The sequence below is a fragment of the Enterobacter sp. RCC_40 genome (assembly GCF_041360735.1).
In the GTDB taxonomy this organism is placed as follows: Bacteria; Pseudomonadota; Gammaproteobacteria; order Enterobacterales; family Enterobacteriaceae; genus Enterobacter; species Enterobacter ludwigii.
In genome coordinates, this window is record NZ_JBFUPR010000009.1 from 72,985 (window position 1) to 89,437 (window position 16,453).

16 protein-coding genes are annotated in these 16,453 nt (G+C 55.0%); 6 read left to right on the forward strand and 10 right to left on the reverse strand.

Translation table 11 applies throughout. From position 1 onward, the window contains the following. Positions 1-109 precede the first annotated feature (109 nt). Positions 110-622, forward strand: a complete 513-nt coding sequence (gene zur / locus AB6731_RS21315; protein ID WP_014168206.1) for a zinc uptake transcriptional repressor Zur — start codon at positions 110-112, stop codon at positions 620-622. A gap of 48 nt (positions 623-670) precedes the next feature. Here zur and AB6731_RS21320 read toward each other — a convergent pair whose 3' ends face one another. From AB6731_RS21320 to AB6731_RS21335, 4 genes are all read right to left on the reverse strand, one after another. Beyond that, positions 671-880 (reverse strand): CsbD family protein, encoded by a 210-nt coding sequence (locus tag AB6731_RS21320; RefSeq protein ID WP_014168205.1) that lies wholly within the window; start codon positions 878-880, stop codon positions 671-673. Positions 881-999: 119 nt separating this feature from the next. Continuing rightward, entirely contained in the window at positions 1,000-2,337 is a 1,338-nt protein-coding gene (gene dinF / locus AB6731_RS21325; protein ID WP_371006776.1) for an MATE family efflux transporter DinF, read from the reverse strand. Between the two features lie 63 nt (positions 2,338-2,400). Next, positions 2,401-3,009: a transcriptional repressor LexA gene (lexA, locus tag AB6731_RS21330; RefSeq protein ID WP_014168203.1), complete on the reverse strand. Its 609-nt coding sequence runs from the start codon at positions 3,007-3,009 to the stop codon at positions 2,401-2,403. A gap of 108 nt (positions 3,010-3,117) precedes the next feature. Further along, the gene (locus AB6731_RS21335) at positions 3,118-3,486 is read right to left on the reverse strand and encodes a diacylglycerol kinase (protein ID WP_333063121.1); all 369 of its coding nucleotides are present in this window, start codon (positions 3,484-3,486) and stop codon (positions 3,118-3,120) included. A 154-nt stretch (positions 3,487-3,640) separates the two neighbouring features. Here AB6731_RS21335 and plsB point away from each other — a divergent pair, with 154 nt between their 5' ends. Further along, positions 3,641-6,061, forward strand: coding sequence for a glycerol-3-phosphate 1-O-acyltransferase PlsB (gene plsB, locus AB6731_RS21340; RefSeq protein WP_020882845.1), 2,421 nt, complete (start codon positions 3,641-3,643; stop codon positions 6,059-6,061). Positions 6,062-6,125: 64 nt separating this feature from the next. Here plsB and ubiA read toward each other — a convergent pair whose 3' ends face one another. From ubiA to malK, 5 genes are all read right to left on the reverse strand, one after another. Continuing rightward, entirely contained in the window at positions 6,126-6,995 is an 870-nt protein-coding gene (gene ubiA / locus AB6731_RS21345) for a 4-hydroxybenzoate octaprenyltransferase (RefSeq protein ID WP_025206398.1), read from the reverse strand. A 12-nt stretch (positions 6,996-7,007) separates the two neighbouring features. After that, entirely contained in the window at positions 7,008-7,505 is a 498-nt protein-coding gene (gene ubiC, locus AB6731_RS21350; protein ID WP_014168199.1) for a chorismate lyase, read from the reverse strand. Positions 7,506-7,685: 180 nt separating this feature from the next. Further along, positions 7,686-8,639 (reverse strand): maltose operon protein MalM, encoded by a 954-nt coding sequence (malM, locus tag AB6731_RS21355; protein WP_032681924.1) that lies wholly within the window; start codon positions 8,637-8,639, stop codon positions 7,686-7,688. 114 nt (positions 8,640-8,753) lie between these two features. Then, the gene (locus tag AB6731_RS21360; RefSeq protein WP_020882848.1) at positions 8,754-10,064 is read right to left on the reverse strand and encodes a maltoporin; all 1,311 of its coding nucleotides are present in this window, start codon (positions 10,062-10,064) and stop codon (positions 8,754-8,756) included. A gap of 42 nt (positions 10,065-10,106) precedes the next feature. Further along, positions 10,107-11,216, reverse strand: a complete 1,110-nt coding sequence (gene malK, locus AB6731_RS21365; protein WP_014168196.1) for a maltose/maltodextrin ABC transporter ATP-binding protein MalK — start codon at positions 11,214-11,216, stop codon at positions 10,107-10,109. Between the two features lie 372 nt (positions 11,217-11,588). Between malK and malE the strand changes: the two genes are divergently transcribed. The 3 genes from malE (at position 11,589) to malG (ending at position 15,295) form a co-directional block, all read left to right on the forward strand. Further along, positions 11,589-12,779, forward strand: coding sequence for a maltose/maltodextrin ABC transporter substrate-binding protein MalE (malE, locus tag AB6731_RS21370; protein ID WP_020882849.1), 1,191 nt, complete (start codon positions 11,589-11,591; stop codon positions 12,777-12,779). 66 nt (positions 12,780-12,845) lie between these two features. After that, complete coding sequence (gene malF, locus AB6731_RS21375) at positions 12,846-14,390, forward strand: maltose ABC transporter permease MalF (protein ID WP_047954914.1); 1,545 nt, start codon at positions 12,846-12,848, stop codon at positions 14,388-14,390. A 14-nt stretch (positions 14,391-14,404) separates the two neighbouring features. Further along, positions 14,405-15,295: a maltose ABC transporter permease MalG gene (gene malG / locus AB6731_RS21380; protein WP_014168193.1), complete on the forward strand. Its 891-nt coding sequence runs from the start codon at positions 14,405-14,407 to the stop codon at positions 15,293-15,295. Positions 15,296-15,392: 97 nt separating this feature from the next. Here malG and psiE read toward each other — a convergent pair whose 3' ends face one another. Further along, positions 15,393-15,803 carry a phosphate-starvation-inducible protein PsiE gene (gene psiE, locus AB6731_RS21385; protein WP_020882851.1) on the reverse strand — a complete coding sequence of 137 codons (411 nt, stop codon included), beginning with the start codon at positions 15,801-15,803 and terminating at the stop codon, positions 15,393-15,395. Between the two features lie 129 nt (positions 15,804-15,932). On the opposite strand from psiE, the gene AB6731_RS21390 reads away from it, so the two are divergent. After that, positions 15,933-16,448 carry an N-acetyltransferase family protein gene (locus AB6731_RS21390; protein ID WP_371006777.1) on the forward strand — a complete coding sequence of 172 codons (516 nt, stop codon included), beginning with the start codon at positions 15,933-15,935 and terminating at the stop codon, positions 16,446-16,448. Positions 16,449-16,453: the final 5 nt, after the last annotated feature.

Sequence of the window (16,453 nt, forward strand, 5' to 3'; positions counted from 1 at the left end):
TTCCCCGGATTGCGTTGCGTCAGGTATAGCACAGCCTGGCGGATCTCGGTGTTTTTAGCAGAACATGATAAAGTGGGGGTTTTCCAGCCTATAACATCCGGGGTGCTAAATGGATAAGTCCACAAAAGAGCTGTTAGCGCAGGCAGAAAAGCTGTGCGTGCAACGCAATGTGCGCCTGACTCCGCAGCGCCTTGAAGTATTACGTTTGATGAGCCTGCAGCAGGGCGCGATCAGCGCGTACGATCTGCTTGATCTGCTGCGCGAAAGCGAGCCACAGGCTAAACCGCCAACGGTGTACCGCGCGCTGGATTTCCTGCTGGAACAGGGCTTTGTGCATAAAGTTGAATCGACAAACAGCTATGTGCTGTGCCATCTGTTCGATCAGCCAACCCATACGTCGGCCATGTTTATCTGCGATCGCTGCGGCAGCGTGAAGGAAGAAGGTGCGGAAGGCGTTGAAGATATTATGCATACGCTGGCAGCCAAAATGGGCTTTGCGTTGCGTCATAACGTGATTGAAGCGCACGGCCTGTGCTCAGCCTGCGTAGAGGTAGAAGCCTGTCGACACCAGGATGAGTGCCAGCACGACCATTCGGTACTGGTGAAGAAAAAGCCGCGTTAACGGCAAAAGAAAAGGCGGCCCAAAGCCGCCCTCAGGGGGAGTAAAGGATTACCAGCGATAATCGTTACGGGTTTCCCAGTCTTTCACTTCGTTTTCAGCACGATCTTTCTCGTAGCCGTAACGTTCCTGAATTTTACCCACCAGCTGATCGCGTTTACCTTCGATGATGGTCATATCATCATCCGTCAGCTTACCCCACTGTTCTTTCGCTTTACCTTTGAACTGCTTCCAGTTGCCGCCGATTTCGTCTTTATTCATAATCGTGTCCTCGTGTTAAGCGTCTGTAAGTTTCGTCCGCTTCGTTCTTTTCTGCTGGACGTGATTATTATTGTAGTTAAGGATCCGGCAGTTGTTTTTATATTCGGAATCTTTAACCGTCACGATATATCGTGGCGGGAAGGCAGCCAGGTGTTATTTCGCCAGTGACGATGCCAGATAAAGGCCAGCGACAGGCCACGTAACGCGAGGAAAACCGCCAGAGCCAGCCACAAACCGTGGTTGTCCAGATACGGCAGCGTCAGCAACGTCAGACCAAATCCCGCCGCAGCGACCGCCATGCTATTGCGCATCTCCGCACCTCGCGTCGCGCCAATAAACATGCCGTCCAGCAGATAACACCACACGCCCACCACCGGTAAGATTGCCTGCCAGAAGAGATAGTGACTCGCCAGTTCGCGCAGCGATGGGAGGGAGGTAAGTAAGGCAACGATCTGTTCACCCAGACAGGCGTAAATGAGTGCAAACGCCAGCGCCACCAGGCCTGACTGACGACAGGCGGCCCGCCACACCTCGCGGAGCTGGCCGCTTTCGCGTGCGCCATACGCTTGCCCGGAATGGGCTTCAACGGCATAGGCAAAGCCATCCAGCGCATACGCGGTAAAGGTCAGCAGCGTCATCAGGACCGCATTAACCGCGACGATCTCCGGCCCAAGTCGCGCCCCAAAGACCGTCAGCGCGCCAAAGCAGAGCTGAAGCAGTAACGAGCGCAGCATAATGTCGCGGTTGAGCGCCAGCAGCGTGCGGATATTACCGCGCCACGCGGTTTTGAGCATCGCAAGCGAGATACCGCGCAGGGCCAGCACGCGCCAGACCATCCACAGGCCGATGAAAAAGGTACCGTATTCTGCAATTGCCGTCGCCAGCGAGGCGCCCTGCACGTTCATATGCAGACCCATCACCAGCCAGACATCAAGCACGATGTTGAGAAGATTGCCTGCCACCAGCAGAATGACTGGCGCACGGGCATACTGCACGCCGAGTAACCAGCCAAGCAGAACCAGGTTCGCCAGTGATGCGGGCGCGCTGAGCCAGCGAATTTCAAGGAAGCGCCGCGCCTGCTCAAGTACCGCCTCGCTCCCGCCAACGACATGCAGCGCCAGATCAATCAGTGGCGTGCGCAACACCACGATCAGCGCACCCGCGCCCAGGGCAAGGATCAAGGGTTGTACCAGCGCACGCGCCAGACGCAACGGATCTTTTGCGCCGTACGCCTGAGCCGTAAGCCCGGTGGTACTCATGCGCAAAAAGAGCAGCAGCATAAAAAGGAAGCTGGTTGCCGTCGCGCCGATCGCGACGCCGCCCAGATAAACGGGGGAATCCAGATGACCAATAACAGCCGTGTCTACCAGTCCCAGCAGAGGGACGGTGATGTTGGAAAAAATCATTGGCAGTGCAAGACGCCACAATGCCTTATCTGATGTCGTCAGCAGTGACATGAAAAATACCGGCAGTGGAGATTGAATCAGGCTACGGCAGGTCCGTAGCCTGTTATGACATGATTACAGCCATTCACCGTTGCGGATAACCCCAACAGCCAGCCCTTCAATAGAGAAGTTATGTTCGCGGAGATCCACCACAATCGGGGAGAACTCGTTGTTTTCAGGCAGTAACTGGACGGTGTTACCCTGCTTTTTCAGACGCTTAACGGTAACTTCATCGTCAATACGCGCGACCACAACTTGCCCGTTGCGCACGTCCTGGGTTTTATGAACTGCGAGCAGATCGCCGTCCAGAATACCGATATCTTTCATCGACATGCCGCTGACGCGCAGCAGGAAATCTGCGCTCGGTTTAAACATGCCCGGGTCAACCTGGTAGTGACCTTCAATATGCTGTTGTGCCAGCAAAGGTTCACCTGCCGCGACACGGCCCACCAGCGGAATGCCTGTCTCTTCTTCCACCAGCAGACGGATGCCACGCGAAGCGCCCGATACAATCTCAATGACGCCTTTACGCGCCAGCGCTTTCAGGTGTTCTTCGGCAGCATTCGGAGAACGGAAACCCAGACGCTGAGCGATCTCCGCACGCGTGGGTGGCATACCCGTCTGGCCGATATGATCCCGGATGAGATCAAACACCTCTTGCTGCCTGGTCGTTAACGCTTTCATTCCGCCCCCTGGGTGTATATACAGTTATGCTGTGAGTATATACAGTCAAAGGCGATTTTGGAACCAAAAACTGCACAAAAAACCAGGGACTTAATTATTTCTCGAGGCTTATCGGAAATGTGACCAAAGCAGCGTGCCCCAGGTGATGACCGCAGTGATAATCGCCAGCAATACGGCAGCAGACCCCATGTCTTTCGCCCGGCCGGAGAGCTCATGGAAATCAGAGCCGATACGGTCCACCACGGCCTCAATAGCGCTATTGAGAATTTCCACTATCATCACCAACAGCACGGAGCCGATCAACAAAACGCGGGTAATCGCATCAACATCAAGGAAACAGGCGATAATCACCGCGATGATAGCGGCGACGCCCTCCTGGCGAAACGCGGCTTCATTGACCCACGCGGCACGGAAACCTTTCCATGAATAGCCGGCGGCTTTGATGATTCGGGTTAACCCAGTGGTATTATTGGCCATTAAAAGAACCTTTTAATTAAAATAGCGTCAGTAACAGTAGGCGCAGCGTGTTTCGCTGCTGCCTGAAGTATGACGGGTAACAACAGAAATTTTGCGCGCTTTCTGTTATCCTTGCGCCGCAATTGCATTATTAACCAGAGGCTTTACATCGTTTATGTCCGGCTGGCCACGAATTTACTACAAATTACTTAATTTACCATTAAGCGTCCTGGTAAAAAGCAAGTCTATCCCAGCGGAACCCGCGCTGGAATTGGGGCTCGATACGTCACGCCCAATTATGTACGTTTTGCCTTATAACTCGAAGGCAGACCTACTGACGCTTCGCGCCCAGTGTCTGGCGCATGATTTACCTGACCCGCTTGAACCCCTCGAAGTCGACGGCACTCTGCTGCCGCGCTATGTGTTCATTCACGGCGGGCCGCGCGTGTTTACCTATTACACGCCAAAGGAAGAGTCCATTAAGCTTTTCCACGACTATCTCGACCTGCACCGCAGCAATCCGGGTCTGGATGTGCAGATGGTGCCGGTATCGGTGATGTTTGGTCGCCGCCCGGGCAGAGAGAAAGGTGAAGAGAACCCGCCGCTGCGCATGCTTAACGGTATTCAGAAATTCTTCGCGGTCTCCTGGCTGGGACGTGACAGCTTCGTGCGTTTCTCCCCGTCCGTTTCGCTGCGCCGTATGGCGGATGAGCACGGCACCGACAAGATTATCGCGCAAAAACTGGCGCGCGTGGCGCGTATGCACTTCGCCCGTCAGCGTCTGGCTGCCGTAGGCCCGCGTCTTCCTGCACGTCAGGACCTGTTCAACAAGCTGCTGGCCTCCAAAGCGATTGCCAGAGCCGTTGAAGACGAAGCGCGTAGCAAAAAGATTTCCCATGAGAAAGCACAGCAGAACGCTATTGCACTGATGGAGGAGATTGCCGCGAACTTCTCTTACGAGATGATTCGTCTTTCCGATCGTATTCTGGGCTTTACGTGGAACCGCCTCTATCAGGGCATCAACGTTCATAACGCCGAGCGCGTACGCCAGCTGGCCCATGATGGCCATGAGATTGTCTATGTCCCCTGCCACCGCAGCCACATGGACTATCTGCTCCTCTCCTATGTGCTCTATCACCAGGGTCTGGTACCGCCGCACATCGCTGCCGGCATTAACCTGAACTTCTGGCCAGCCGGCCCGATTTTCCGCCGCCTGGGGGCGTTCTTTATCCGTCGTACCTTTAAGGGCAACAAGCTCTACTCCACCGTATTCCGTGAATATCTTGGCGAGCTGTTCAGCCGCGGTTATTCCGTTGAATACTTCGTGGAAGGGGGTCGCTCCCGTACCGGTCGTCTGCTCGATCCTAAAACCGGCACGCTGTCGATGACCATTCAGGCGATGCTGCGCGGGGGAACCCGCCCGATCACCCTGGTACCCATCTACATTGGCTACGAACACGTGATGGAAGTGGGCACCTACGCCAAAGAGCTGCGCGGTGCGACCAAAGAGAAAGAGAGCCTGCCGCAGATGCTGCGCGGCCTGAGCAAGTTACGCAACCTTGGCCAGGGCTACGTCAACTTTGGCGAGCCGATGCCGCTGATGACCTACCTGAACAACCATGTTCCGGAGTGGCGCGAGTCTATCGATCCTATCGAAGCGATTCGCCCGGCCTGGCTGACGCCTACGGTCAACAGCATCGCCTCTGAACTGATGGTGCGTATTAACAACGCCGGTGCGGCAAACGCCATGAACCTGTGCTGTACGGCGCTTCTGGCCTCTCGTCAGCGTTCACTGACCCGTGAACAGCTTACGGAGCAGCTGGATTGCTATCTCGACATGATGCGCAACGTGCCGTACTCGGTGGATTCGACCGTACCGGTAAGCACGGCAAGCGAGCTTATCGAGCATGCCCTGCAGATGAACAAGTTTGAAGTCGAAAAGGACACCATCGGCGACATCATCATTCTCCCGCGCGAGCAGGCGGTGCTGATGACTTACTATCGCAACAACATCGCGCATATGCTGATGCTGCCCTCGCTCATGGCGGCCATCATCACCCAGCATCGTCGCATCTCGCGTCAGGAGCTGTTGCGTCATGTTGAAACGCTCTATCCAATGCTGAAAGCGGAGCTGTTCCTGCGCTGGGACAAGGACGAACTGGCGACTGAGCTGGATAAACTGACCGAAGAGCTGCGTCGTCAGGGGCTGATTACCGTCACGAATGACGAGCTGCATATCAATCCGTCACGGTCCCGTACCCTGCAACTGCTGGCGGCGGGCGCGCGCGAAACCCTGCAGCGCTACGCCATTACCTTCTGGTTGCTGAGCGCGAATCCGTCCATTAACCGCGGTACGCTCGAGAAAGAGAGCCGGACGCTGGCACAGCGCCTGTCTGTTCTGCACGGGATTAACGCCCCGGAATTCTTCGACAAAGCGGTCTTCAGCTCTCTGGTGCTGACGCTGCGTGATGAAGGGTTTATCAGTGATACGGGCGATGCCGAGCCGGAAGAGACGCTGAAGGTGTACCAGATGCTGGCCGAACTGATCACGTCTGATGTGCGTTTAACGATTGAAAGTGCGACGCAAGGCGAGTGAAGCGTGCAGCGGTCTGATGACCTGCGATGAAAACAAAAACGGCAGCCTTCTGGCTGCCGTTTTTTTACGAAAAGTAGCTCATCGCCAGCCCTAAAAACAGCACCAGACCGACATAGTTGTTATTCATAAACGCCTTGAAGCAGGCTTCACGCTCACGTTTCGCAATCAGCTTCTGCTGGTAGACAAACAGCATTCCCGCCACCAGCACGGCCCAGTAAAACGCCCAGTTGAGCCCGTTCAGGTAACCCATCGTCACCATTAACGCCAGCACCGCAACCTGCAGGATACCGATGATCAGCTTGTCATGACGTCCGAAGAGGATCGCCGTCGATTTAATGCCAATCTTCAGGTCATCGTCGCGGTCAACCATCGCGTATTGCGTGTCGTATGCCACGGCCCAGAGAATGTTCGCAAGGAACATCAGCCAGCAGCTTAACGGGACGGACTCACTCACCGCCGCAAACGCCATCGGGATCGACCAGCCAAACGCCGCGCCCAGCACCACCTGAGGCAGGTGGGTGTAGCGCTTCATGAACGGATAAACCCAGGCCAGAGCCAGGGCCGCAACTGAAAGCAGAATGGTCATGGTGTTCAGGGTTAACACCAGCAGGAAAGAGAGCAGCACCAGTACGATAAACAGCGTACGGGCCTCTTTCTCGGTCACTTGCCCGCTGGGCAACGGACGATGGGCCGTACGTTTTACGTGCCCGTCAAATTTACGATCCGCATAGTCATTGACCACGCAGCCCGCCGCACGCATCAGCCAGACGCCTGCAATGAACACCCCCAGGATCCACAGCGGCGGTACCCCTGGTGTTGCTACCCATAGCGCCCAGAGGGTCGGCCACAGCAACAGCAGCGCGCCGATGGGTTTATCTGTACGCATCAAGCGGTGATAAGCCAACAGCTTATTCTGCGTCAGGCTCCACTCCATTTTTTCTTCCTCTTAGTACAACGGCGATGCCGGTAAAAAAAGCTCCGTCAGTATTAACGGCTTACCGCTCAGGCGAAGGCGGGAACGACGCCCCCACAGTTCGGCATCGCGACCAATCTCAATAAAATCCCGGGTAAGCTCGGACGACGTGAAAAGATAGCGCCCCAGCGGCGTATTCCCCAGCCGTTGTAGCGCCAGCTCTGGCCCGGAAAGGGTGGACTCGGGAACAACCGTTCGTCCGGCAAGCCATGGCTCACCGTCTGCACAGAGTAATATTTCGCGCAGCCAGTAGCGTTCTTCCTGCGGCAACAGGGGCAGCTCAGAGGCGATCTCAGCGCAAGAGACAAACCCTTCCTGAACCAGGGTCACCGTAACGGTTTTGCCCTGCTGCTCGAAACGTTTAGTCATGGAATCTTCCAGCAGCAGCCAGTCCAGTTGCTCCGGGTCAAGCGCAGGTATTTGGTCGAAATAGCGCAGCGCACGCAGTTGCGTTAGCGCGGGGTGTGACATGCCAGACTCTCCGATACATAACGTAATGGCATTGTATCGCAGAAAAGCGGATTGAGGGGGGCCAAACGTTATTTAACGATCACGATCGCAACAAGAGCGCAACAGCCCGTGTGACACCAAAAAAAGTGCGCCCACTCAGGCGCACTAAACTACTAACAAATCAGCACTGTGGGGAAACGGTTACCCCTTGCCTTTTACACTGCTGATAAAGGTGGAACGGGCAGTGGTTGAACCTAAACGTTCGGCTTCATCAAGCAGTTTCAGCGCTTTGTCGACATCGCCGCGCTTCACCGCCTGCTTAATGGCGTTATTGAAGTATTCTTCGGTGTCGTTCAGTACCGGCTCGGCTTTCTTCGCCGGAGCTGGGGCTGCGGTTGCAGCCGGAGCCGCCGCCGTAGCAACGGGTGCGGCATACACAGGCGCAGCAGTGTTCCCCACCGTGACCGGGCCTGTACCGGATGAACCAAACAGAGGGCCAACCAGTACGCTGGAAGCACTGTTTGTTGAGACTTTCAGCTTCAGCAACCCGTCGGTGACATGACGCGCTAACGGATCCGGGATATCCGGAACAGAGTTACCGGTTCCTTTGGCATAGGCTTTTGCCGGGTCGGTGAGCTTAGTGGTCTGCTGCAAATCTTTGTCCGTGGTGAAGACCAGGACATAAATCTTCTGCTGTCCCAGAGCAGGCGTCAGGCGCATTTTGCCTTCGAGGCGGTCAGCGCTCATGACGCCAGGTTCCTGGTAGCCAAAATAGTCGCTCGGGAAGAAGGCAGATGGCGTCAGGTTTTGGTCCAGAATCAGGACGTTAGGCGCAAATACGCTGGTCTGCTTGCTTACTTCGCTGGTCAGCGTCAGGGTCAGCTCACCAATATTGGCCGGGACGCTGAAAGCGGCAACCGGACCGGCAATCCCCGGCACGTTAAGCTGTTGGCCTGCCGCAGAAAGTTGGGTTGACTGGGTTTTGGATTGGTCAACCGGCGTCCAGGTCAGTTGCTGGAGCGCCGCCGCCGGGATGGCAGGCGCAGCGCTGGTATTTTGTGGCACGAAATTGACATCTGCGAAGGTGATCGCCGGAACACAGGCCAGCAGCCCCGCAGAGAGGCACAGCGCGACGAGACTTTTCTTCATTTTCATTGTTATTACCTCTGATAGCGTGAGCACTGCGGTGGCCAGGCAATAGCGCGCAGCACCCTAAGGATAGAGGGGCTTACGCCCCTCTTTTTAGGTCATTACGTCAGGTCTACCGAATTACCACCAGATTTCCATCTGGGCACCGAAGGTCCACTCGTCGGAGTCGCCACGGCTGAAGGTTTTCGCGGAAGTGTCGCTATACGCTACGCCAGAGGTGTAACCTGCGCCTGAGTCGTTGTTCGCATAGCCCCATTTCTCATCCCACTTCGCGTAGGTTGCGAAGACACGGATAGCCGGGCGAGACCAGATGCTGTCGCCTGCCTGCCATTGCTGTGCCAGGGTGATTTTGTATTGGCTGTTTTTCTCGTCAGTTTTCTGAGACTTAACGTTGTCGTAGCCCACTTCAAGCAGGGTGCTCATGATTGGCGTCCATTTGAACATTGGACGCACGCCGACAGTCCACCACTCTGTACCATTGTTGTTGTCACGATCGATATTCTGGTACATACCGACGTACATCAGGTCCCAACGGTCTGCCAGGGTGATTGCACCGTGGTCCAGCACACGCCACATGGAACCGTCGTTATCAATGCTACCGCCCTGCGGAATACCTTTGCCGTTAGAGGTCATGGAGTCCGTACCGTACTGCAGCACGAACTTGTTGAAGCCTTTCAACATGCTCTGGGTGTGTTCAGCGGTGAACAGCCAGCCATCTTTAGAGGCGCCAGGCTGCAGATAGTAGTCGTCAGGAATGTTGGTGTGACCATAGTCAACACCCAGTTCCAGTGTACCACCCGGGTTGGTTTCCAGGCCGGCCAGACGGACGTCGAAGACATCGTTTGGTACTACGTTGTCATAAATACGATCGCCGTTCGCATCACGATCGGCGAAGGTTGCAGAACCGCCGGACTCAGAAGAACGGGTCGCGGCCAGAGACAGTTTACCGAAGCCCAGATCGATGTTTTCGATACCCGCACCAGGACCAGAGATATCCCAGTAGTAGAAGTCGATCATGTGGACGTCATGACGCTGATAGAAACGCTTACCGGCCCAGATGGTGGAGCCTGGCAGCCATTCAATCAGGTTTTTACCCTGCACGTTTGCTTCACGGAAGGCCGGGCTGGTGGATTCCCAGTCATTCTGCTGAGAAACGGAATACGCAACGTTAGTGTCGAAATAGAAGCTCTTATCGCCCTCTTTCCACACTTCCTGACCCAGTTTCAGTTCGGCGTAGGTTTCACATTCGTTACCGAGACGGTATTTACTTTGTGCACCGGTTGCCTGGAAACATTGTTGTTCACCGCCACTCCCGGTCCAGCCAATGCCAGAACGAGCATAACCTTTAAAGTCCACGGCACCCGCGTGTGCAGACAAAATGCCTGCCGTCACGGCGATTGCCAGAGGAAGTTTGCGCAGAGTAATCATCATTCTATCTCCTGAGATCATTGCTTTTCTTTGTAATTGGAATGCTTAAACGCCTGGCTCTTTGTGCAACCGACGACATGCGGTGCCATCCTCACGGAACAGATGGCAACGCTCTGGCGGCAAACCGATAGCGAATGTGGCACCCTCTTCTACCAACACCACGTCATTCTGGCGGTAGACCAGGTTCTGACGGATGGCGGGGATCTGGATATGAATCTGTGTTTCGTGACCAAGTTGTTCGACGACCTGAACGTCACCTTCCAGCGTCACATCGGCGATGTGGCTCGGCAGTAAATGCTCAGGACGAATACCGAGGGACATATTGGCCCCCACCTGTACGTTGGCGCTGTCGACCGGCAGCCACACTTGCTGACGGTTTGGCAGCTCCACCTGTACCTGTTCAATGGCTGTCGCGGTCACTTTGACGGGCAGGAAGTTCATCTTTGGCGAGCCAATAAAGCCCGCAACAAAGCGGTCTGCCGGGTAGTGATAAAGCTCCAGCGGTTTACCCACCTGCGCCACGCGACCGGCGTCCAGCACCACAATTTTGTCGGCCAGCGTCATCGCTTCGACCTGATCGTGGGTGACGTAAATCATCGTGCGGCCAAGACGTTTGTGCAGACGGGAGATTTCGATACGCATCTGGACGCGCAGGGCGGCATCCAGGTTAGAAAGCGGTTCATCGAGCAGGAACACGCGCGGTTCGGCGACCAGCGTACGGCCAATTGCCACACGCTGACGCTGACCACCGGAAAGGGCTTTTGGTTTACGCTCAAGCAGGTGTGCCAGCTGTAACACTTCCGCCACCTGCGTGACGCGCTGGTTAATCACCTCTTTTTTCGCGCCCGCCAGCTTCAGACCGAAGGACATGTTCTCGGCTACGGAAAGGTGGGGATAGAGTGCATAAGACTGGAAAACCATGCCGACGCCACGTTCGGCAGGCGGAATGTCATTCATTCGGGTATCACCAATCAGCAAATCGCCGCTGGTGATGGTTTCAAGACCGGCAATCATACGCAGCAGAGTTGATTTACCGCAGCCAGATGGGCCGACAAATACCACGAATTCACCTTCGTGGATGTCCAGATTGATGTCTTTCGACACCACAACGTCACCCCAGGCTTTCGTTACATTACGCAGCTGTACGCTCGCCATGCCCTTCTCCCTTCGTTACAACCTGTCACCGACAGAAACATTCAAGATAAGTTCACTATGGGGTATCCATTACTTTCGTGAATCCTCCACCCCCCGGCTTTTTTATGGGGGAGGAGGCGGGAGGATGAGAGAGCAGGCTCTGCGACCGCCGCTGGAGGGCTGAGGCGAAATTCGTGAAGCCACCTGCAAAATTCACTGTGTTTTTATGTGCGCCAGCACTCATAACTTAAATTTATGTAACGGAGATCACACAAACGGGGGGTGGGGCGTAGGGGTTGGGAGGATGGAAAGAGGATGTCAAATAAGGAGACTGAGTCACGTTGAACCACCTCAGTGTATCCACGAGCACATCACCAAAAAAGGATGGCAGATATGAAGATCAAGACTGGCGCACGCGTTTTCGCATTGTCCGCCCTTGCAGCAATGATGATTTCCGCACCGGCTCTCGCCAAAATTGAAGAAGGTAAGCTGGTTATCTGGATTAACGGCGATAAAGGCTATAACGGCCTGGCCGAAGTGGGCAAGAAATTCGAGAAAGACACCGGTATCAAAGTTACCATTGAACACCCGGACAAACTGGAAGAGAAATTCCCGCAGGTGGCTGCAACGGGTGACGGTCCGGACATCATCTTCTGGGCACATGACCGTTTCGGTGGCTACGCCCAGTCGGGTCTGCTGGCTGAAGTGACGCCGGACAAAGCTTTCCAGGACAAACTGTACCCGTTCACCTGGGATGCCGTTCGCTATAACGGCAAGATCATCGCTTACCCAATCGCGGTAGAAGCGCTGTCTCTGATTTACAACAAAGACCTGGTACCCAACCCACCGAAAACCTGGGAAGAGATCCCGAAACTGGATAAAGAGCTGAAGGCGAAAGGTAAGAGCGCGCTGATGTTCAACCTGCAGGAACCGTACTTCACCTGGCCGCTGATTGCTGCCGACGGCGGTTACGCGTTCAAATTTGAAAACGGCAAATATGACGTGAAAGACGTGGGCGTGGACAACGCTGGCGCGAAAGCAGGCCTGACCTTCCTGGTTGACCTCATCAAGAACAAACACATGAACGCGGATACCGACTACTCCATCGCAGAAGCGGCGTTCAACAAAGGCGAAACCGCGATGACCATCAACGGTCCGTGGGCCTGGACCAACATCGACAAGAGCAAAATCAACTACGGCGTAACCCTGCTGCCAACCTTTAAAGGCAAGCCGTCTAAACCGTTCGTTGGCGTGCTGAGCGCAGGTATTAACGCTGCCAGCCCGAACAAAGAGCTGGCGAAAGAGTTCCTGGAAAACTACCTGCTGACCGATCAGGGTCTGGATGAAGTGAACAAGGACAAACCGCTGGGTGCGGTTGCGCTGAAATCCTTCCAGGATCAGCTGGCGAAAGACCCACGTATCGCGGCAACCATGGATAACGCCCAGAAAGGCGAAATCATGCCGAACATCCCACAAATGGCAGCGTTCTGGTACGCAACCCGTACCGCCGTCATCAACGCAGCAAGCGGTCGTCAGACGGTTGATGCTGCGCTGAAAGATGCTCAGGGTCGTATCACGAAGTAAGGCTTTTATCCCCTCTCTCCCCTGCGGAGAGAGGGAGAACAAAATGTGTTGTAGAGGAAGAACCCCATGGATGTCATTAAAAAGAAACACTGGTGGCAAAGCTCTGCCCTGAAGTGGTCTGTAATGGGTCTGCTGTGTCTGCTGGTGGGTTACCTTGTTGTTTTAATGTACGTACAAGGGGAATATCTGTTCGCCATCATGACGCTGATTTTAAGCTCTGCTGGCCTGTATATTTTCGCCAACCGTAAAGCCTATGCCTGGCGATATGTTTACCCGGGCGTGGCCGGGATGGGTCTGTTTGTCCTGTTCCCGCTGATTTGTACCATTGCTATCGCGTTTACCAACTACAGCAGCACCAACCAGCTTGCGCAGGAACGCGCCCAACAGGTGCTGATGGACCGCTCTTATCAGGCGGGCAAAACCTTTAACTTCGGCCTGTATCCTGCGGGCAGCGAGTGGAAGTTAGCACTCACTGACGAAGAAACCGGCAAACATTATGTCTCCGACGCTTTCAAATTTGGCGGCGAGCAGAAGCTGGCCTTAAAAGAGGCTGCGGCCCTGCCGGAAGGCGAACGCGCTAACCTGCGCATCATTACGCAGAACCGTCAGGCACTGACGCAGCTTACCGCCCAACTGCCGGACGAAAGCAAAGTGACCATGAGTTCACTGCGCCAGTTCTCCGGGACACAACCGCTCTATACGCTGGCGGACGATGGCACGCTGACCAACAACCAGAGCGGCGTGAAGTACCGTCCAAACAATGACATTGGTTTCTACCAGTCCATTACGGCTGATGGCAAATGGGGTGATGACAAGCTCAGCCCGGGCTACACCGTGACGATAGGCTGGGACAACTTCACCCGCGTCTTCACCGACGAAGGGATCCAGAAACCGTTCTTCGCCATCTTTGTCTGGACCGTAGTGTTCTCCATACTGACGGTGATCCTGACCGTTGCCGTGGGCATGGTGCTGGCGTGTCTGGTGCAGTGGGAATCTCTGAAAGGGAAAGCCATTTACCGCGTGCTGCTTATTCTGCCGTATGCCGTCCCGTCGTTTATCTCGATTCTGATTTTCAAAGGGCTGTTTAACCAAAGCTTCGGTGAAATCAACATGATGCTGAGCGCGCTGTTCGGCATCAAACCGGCCTGGTTCAGCGACCCCATCACCGCCCGCTCGATGATTATCATCGTGAACACCTGGCTCGGTTATCCGTACATGATGATCCTGTGCATGGGCCTGCTGAAGGCGATTCCGGACGATTTGTACGAAGCCTCGGCAATGGATGGCGCGGGTCCGTTCCAGAATTTCTTTAAGATTACGCTGCCGCTGCTCATTAAACCGCTGACGCCGCTGATGATTGCCAGCTTTGCCTTCAACTTTAACAACTTCGTGCTGATTCAGCTGTTGACCAACGGTGGGCCTGACCGTCTTGGCACCACCACGCCGGCAGGCTATACCGACCTGCTCGTCAGCTACACCTACCGTATCGCCTTCGAAGGCGGCGGCGGTCAGGACTTCGGTCTGGCGGCAGCGATTGCCACCCTGATCTTCCTGCTGGTTGGCGCTCTGGCGATTGTGAACCTGAAAGCAACACGCATGAAATTCGACTAAGGAGGGCACAGAATATGTCTATGGTCCAACCCAAATCTCAGAAACTGCGCCTCTTCGCGACGCATTTAGGGCTGCTGATTTTTATCGCGGCAATCATGTTCCCGCTGCTGATGGTCATCGCCATCTCCCTGCGTGCCGGTAACTTCGCGACCGGGAGCCTGATCCCGGATGAAATATCCTGGGAGCACTGGAAGTTAGCGCTGGGCTTCAGCGTTGAACACGCGGATGGCCGCGTCACGCCACCGCCGTTCCCGGTGCTGTTATGGCTGTGGAACTCGGTGAAAATTGCCGGGATTACCGCGATTGGAATTGTCGCACTCTCCACGACCTGTGCTTACGCCTTTGCCCGTATGCGTTTCCCGGGTAAGGCCACGCTGCTGAAAGGGATGCTGATTTTCCAGATGTTCCCGGCGGTACTGTCACTGGTGGCGTTGTATGCCTTGTTTGACCGACTGGGCCAGTACGTGCCGTTTATCGGCCTGAACACCCACGGTGGCGTCATCTTCGCCTATCTTGGTGGTATCGCGCTGCATGTGTGGACCATCAAAGGGTATTTCGAAACCATTGACGGCTCGCTGGAAGAAGCGGCGGCGCTGGATGGCGCGACCCCGTGGCAGGCATTCCGTCTGGTGCTTCTGCCGCTGTCGGTGCCGATCCTGGCGGTGGTCTTTATCCTGTCGTTTATCGCAGCCATCACCGAAGTGCCGGTCGCTTCCCTGTTGCTGCGTGATGTCAACAGCTATACGCTGGCCGTCGGCATGCAGCAATATCTCAATCCGCAGAACTATTTGTGGGGCGACTTTGCTGCGGCGGCTGTACTCTCCGCCATCCCTATCACCGTCGTGTTCCTGCTGGCGCAGCGCTGGCTGGTGAATGGCCTGACGGCGGGCGGTGTGAAAGGTTAAGTTTCATTTGTTATGCCACTGCAACCCTCAACTTTAGACGTATTGTATTGACCCAACTTGTGACTGTTGTTAGGCGGCCTCCGGGCCGCCATTTTTTTTATTCCCGTTTCAGCCGTTTCGAATTGCACAGCCAGAGCGTGATCACCAGCAGCAGGATCGCCGCCGAATAGATCAGTACGTCGAGCGGGGAGGTATGATCCACGATGATCAGCCGCACAATCGCGGTGATCCCGATGTAAACAAAATAGCGTAGCGGGAAGTGAAAGCCCGACTGGAAATACTTCACAATCAGCGCGATAAACTCAAAGTAGAGAAAGTAGACCACCAGGCCTTCCACCAGCTCATATTTGCTGGTTTGTTCAGGGGCGAACAGCACATCCGCCAGATGCACCGTCTCTTTTCCCAAAAAGACGACCAGTATCAGGCCAAGGCTCAGCAGACCGAGGTTCAGCACGGTCTGGAGGATTGTTGAGATAAACTCAACGCGCGGGCGAGTCAGGGATGTCATAGAGCACCTCATTCTCCAGGGCGAGGTTCCTGTATAACGCAAAAATGTGACGGTGATCTATATTTTTTGTTTATATTATGTTCAGCGCTGTGGCATGTTGCATTGTGACACGCTTATTTCGACGAAGGGATGATGAAATTAACCATTCAACGCGCCACCCTGGATGATGCAAAACAGCTGAGTGAAATGGGGTATGCCAGCTACCGGCATCACTTTGGGCATCTATGGGAAAGCCAGACAGAGCTTGCCGCCTTTCTTAAGCAGGAATACGCGCCGCAGGCGATAGCAGACAGCCTGATGCAGCCGGGCACTTACTGGCTCATTGCCAGCGCACAAATGCCAGTCGGATTCGCAAAATTCTCAACCCAGCAGACCATCGAGCCCGAGGGGCTGACGGGTACGCTCCTGCATAAACTCTATTTATTGCCGGATGCCACAGGACACCGCTACGGCGAGCAACTCCTTGCGGAAGTGATTCGCCAGGCAAAAGCCTGTTCGGAAAATCTGCTGTGGCTGGAAGTCCTCGAAAAGAACCCTCGCGCACGCCGGTTTTACGAAGCGCAGGGGCTGAAACATGTCAAAGACATTCTCTTCGTCACTGCGGCGCAAACCAGCACCCTCCATATTATGTCGATGCCAGTCTAAGGAGA

Excerpts from the sequence above, each read along its gene's own strand:
- zur (WP_014168206.1), top strand. The coding sequence starts at position 110 with ATGGATAAGTCCACAAAAGAGCTGTTAGCGCAGGCAGAAAAGCTGTGC.
- AB6731_RS21320 (WP_014168205.1), bottom strand. The coding sequence starts at position 880 with ATGAATAAAGACGAAATCGGCGGCAACTGGAAGCAGTTCAAAGGTAAA.
- dinF (WP_371006776.1), bottom strand. The coding sequence starts at position 2,337 with ATGTCACTGCTGACGACATCAGATAAGGCATTGTGGCGTCTTGCACTG.
- lexA (WP_014168203.1), bottom strand. The coding sequence starts at position 3,009 with ATGAAAGCGTTAACGACCAGGCAGCAAGAGGTGTTTGATCTCATCCGG.
- AB6731_RS21335 (WP_333063121.1), bottom strand. The coding sequence starts at position 3,486 with ATGGCCAATAATACCACTGGGTTAACCCGAATCATCAAAGCCGCCGGC.
- plsB (WP_020882845.1), top strand. The coding sequence starts at position 3,641 with ATGTCCGGCTGGCCACGAATTTACTACAAATTACTTAATTTACCATTA.
- ubiA (WP_025206398.1), bottom strand. The coding sequence starts at position 6,995 with ATGGAGTGGAGCCTGACGCAGAATAAGCTGTTGGCTTATCACCGCTTG.
- ubiC (WP_014168199.1), bottom strand. The coding sequence starts at position 7,505 with ATGTCACACCCCGCGCTAACGCAACTGCGTGCGCTGCGCTATTTCGAC.
- malM (WP_032681924.1), bottom strand. The coding sequence starts at position 8,639 with ATGAAAATGAAGAAAAGTCTCGTCGCGCTGTGCCTCTCTGCGGGGCTG.
- AB6731_RS21360 (WP_020882848.1), bottom strand. The coding sequence starts at position 10,064 with ATGATGATTACTCTGCGCAAACTTCCTCTGGCAATCGCCGTGACGGCA.
- malK (WP_014168196.1), bottom strand. The coding sequence starts at position 11,216 with ATGGCGAGCGTACAGCTGCGTAATGTAACGAAAGCCTGGGGTGACGTT.
- malE (WP_020882849.1), top strand. The coding sequence starts at position 11,589 with ATGAAGATCAAGACTGGCGCACGCGTTTTCGCATTGTCCGCCCTTGCA.
- malF (WP_047954914.1), top strand. The coding sequence starts at position 12,846 with ATGGATGTCATTAAAAAGAAACACTGGTGGCAAAGCTCTGCCCTGAAG.
- malG (WP_014168193.1), top strand. The coding sequence starts at position 14,405 with ATGTCTATGGTCCAACCCAAATCTCAGAAACTGCGCCTCTTCGCGACG.
- psiE (WP_020882851.1), bottom strand. The coding sequence starts at position 15,803 with ATGACATCCCTGACTCGCCCGCGCGTTGAGTTTATCTCAACAATCCTC.
- AB6731_RS21390 (WP_371006777.1), top strand. The coding sequence starts at position 15,933 with ATGATGAAATTAACCATTCAACGCGCCACCCTGGATGATGCAAAACAG.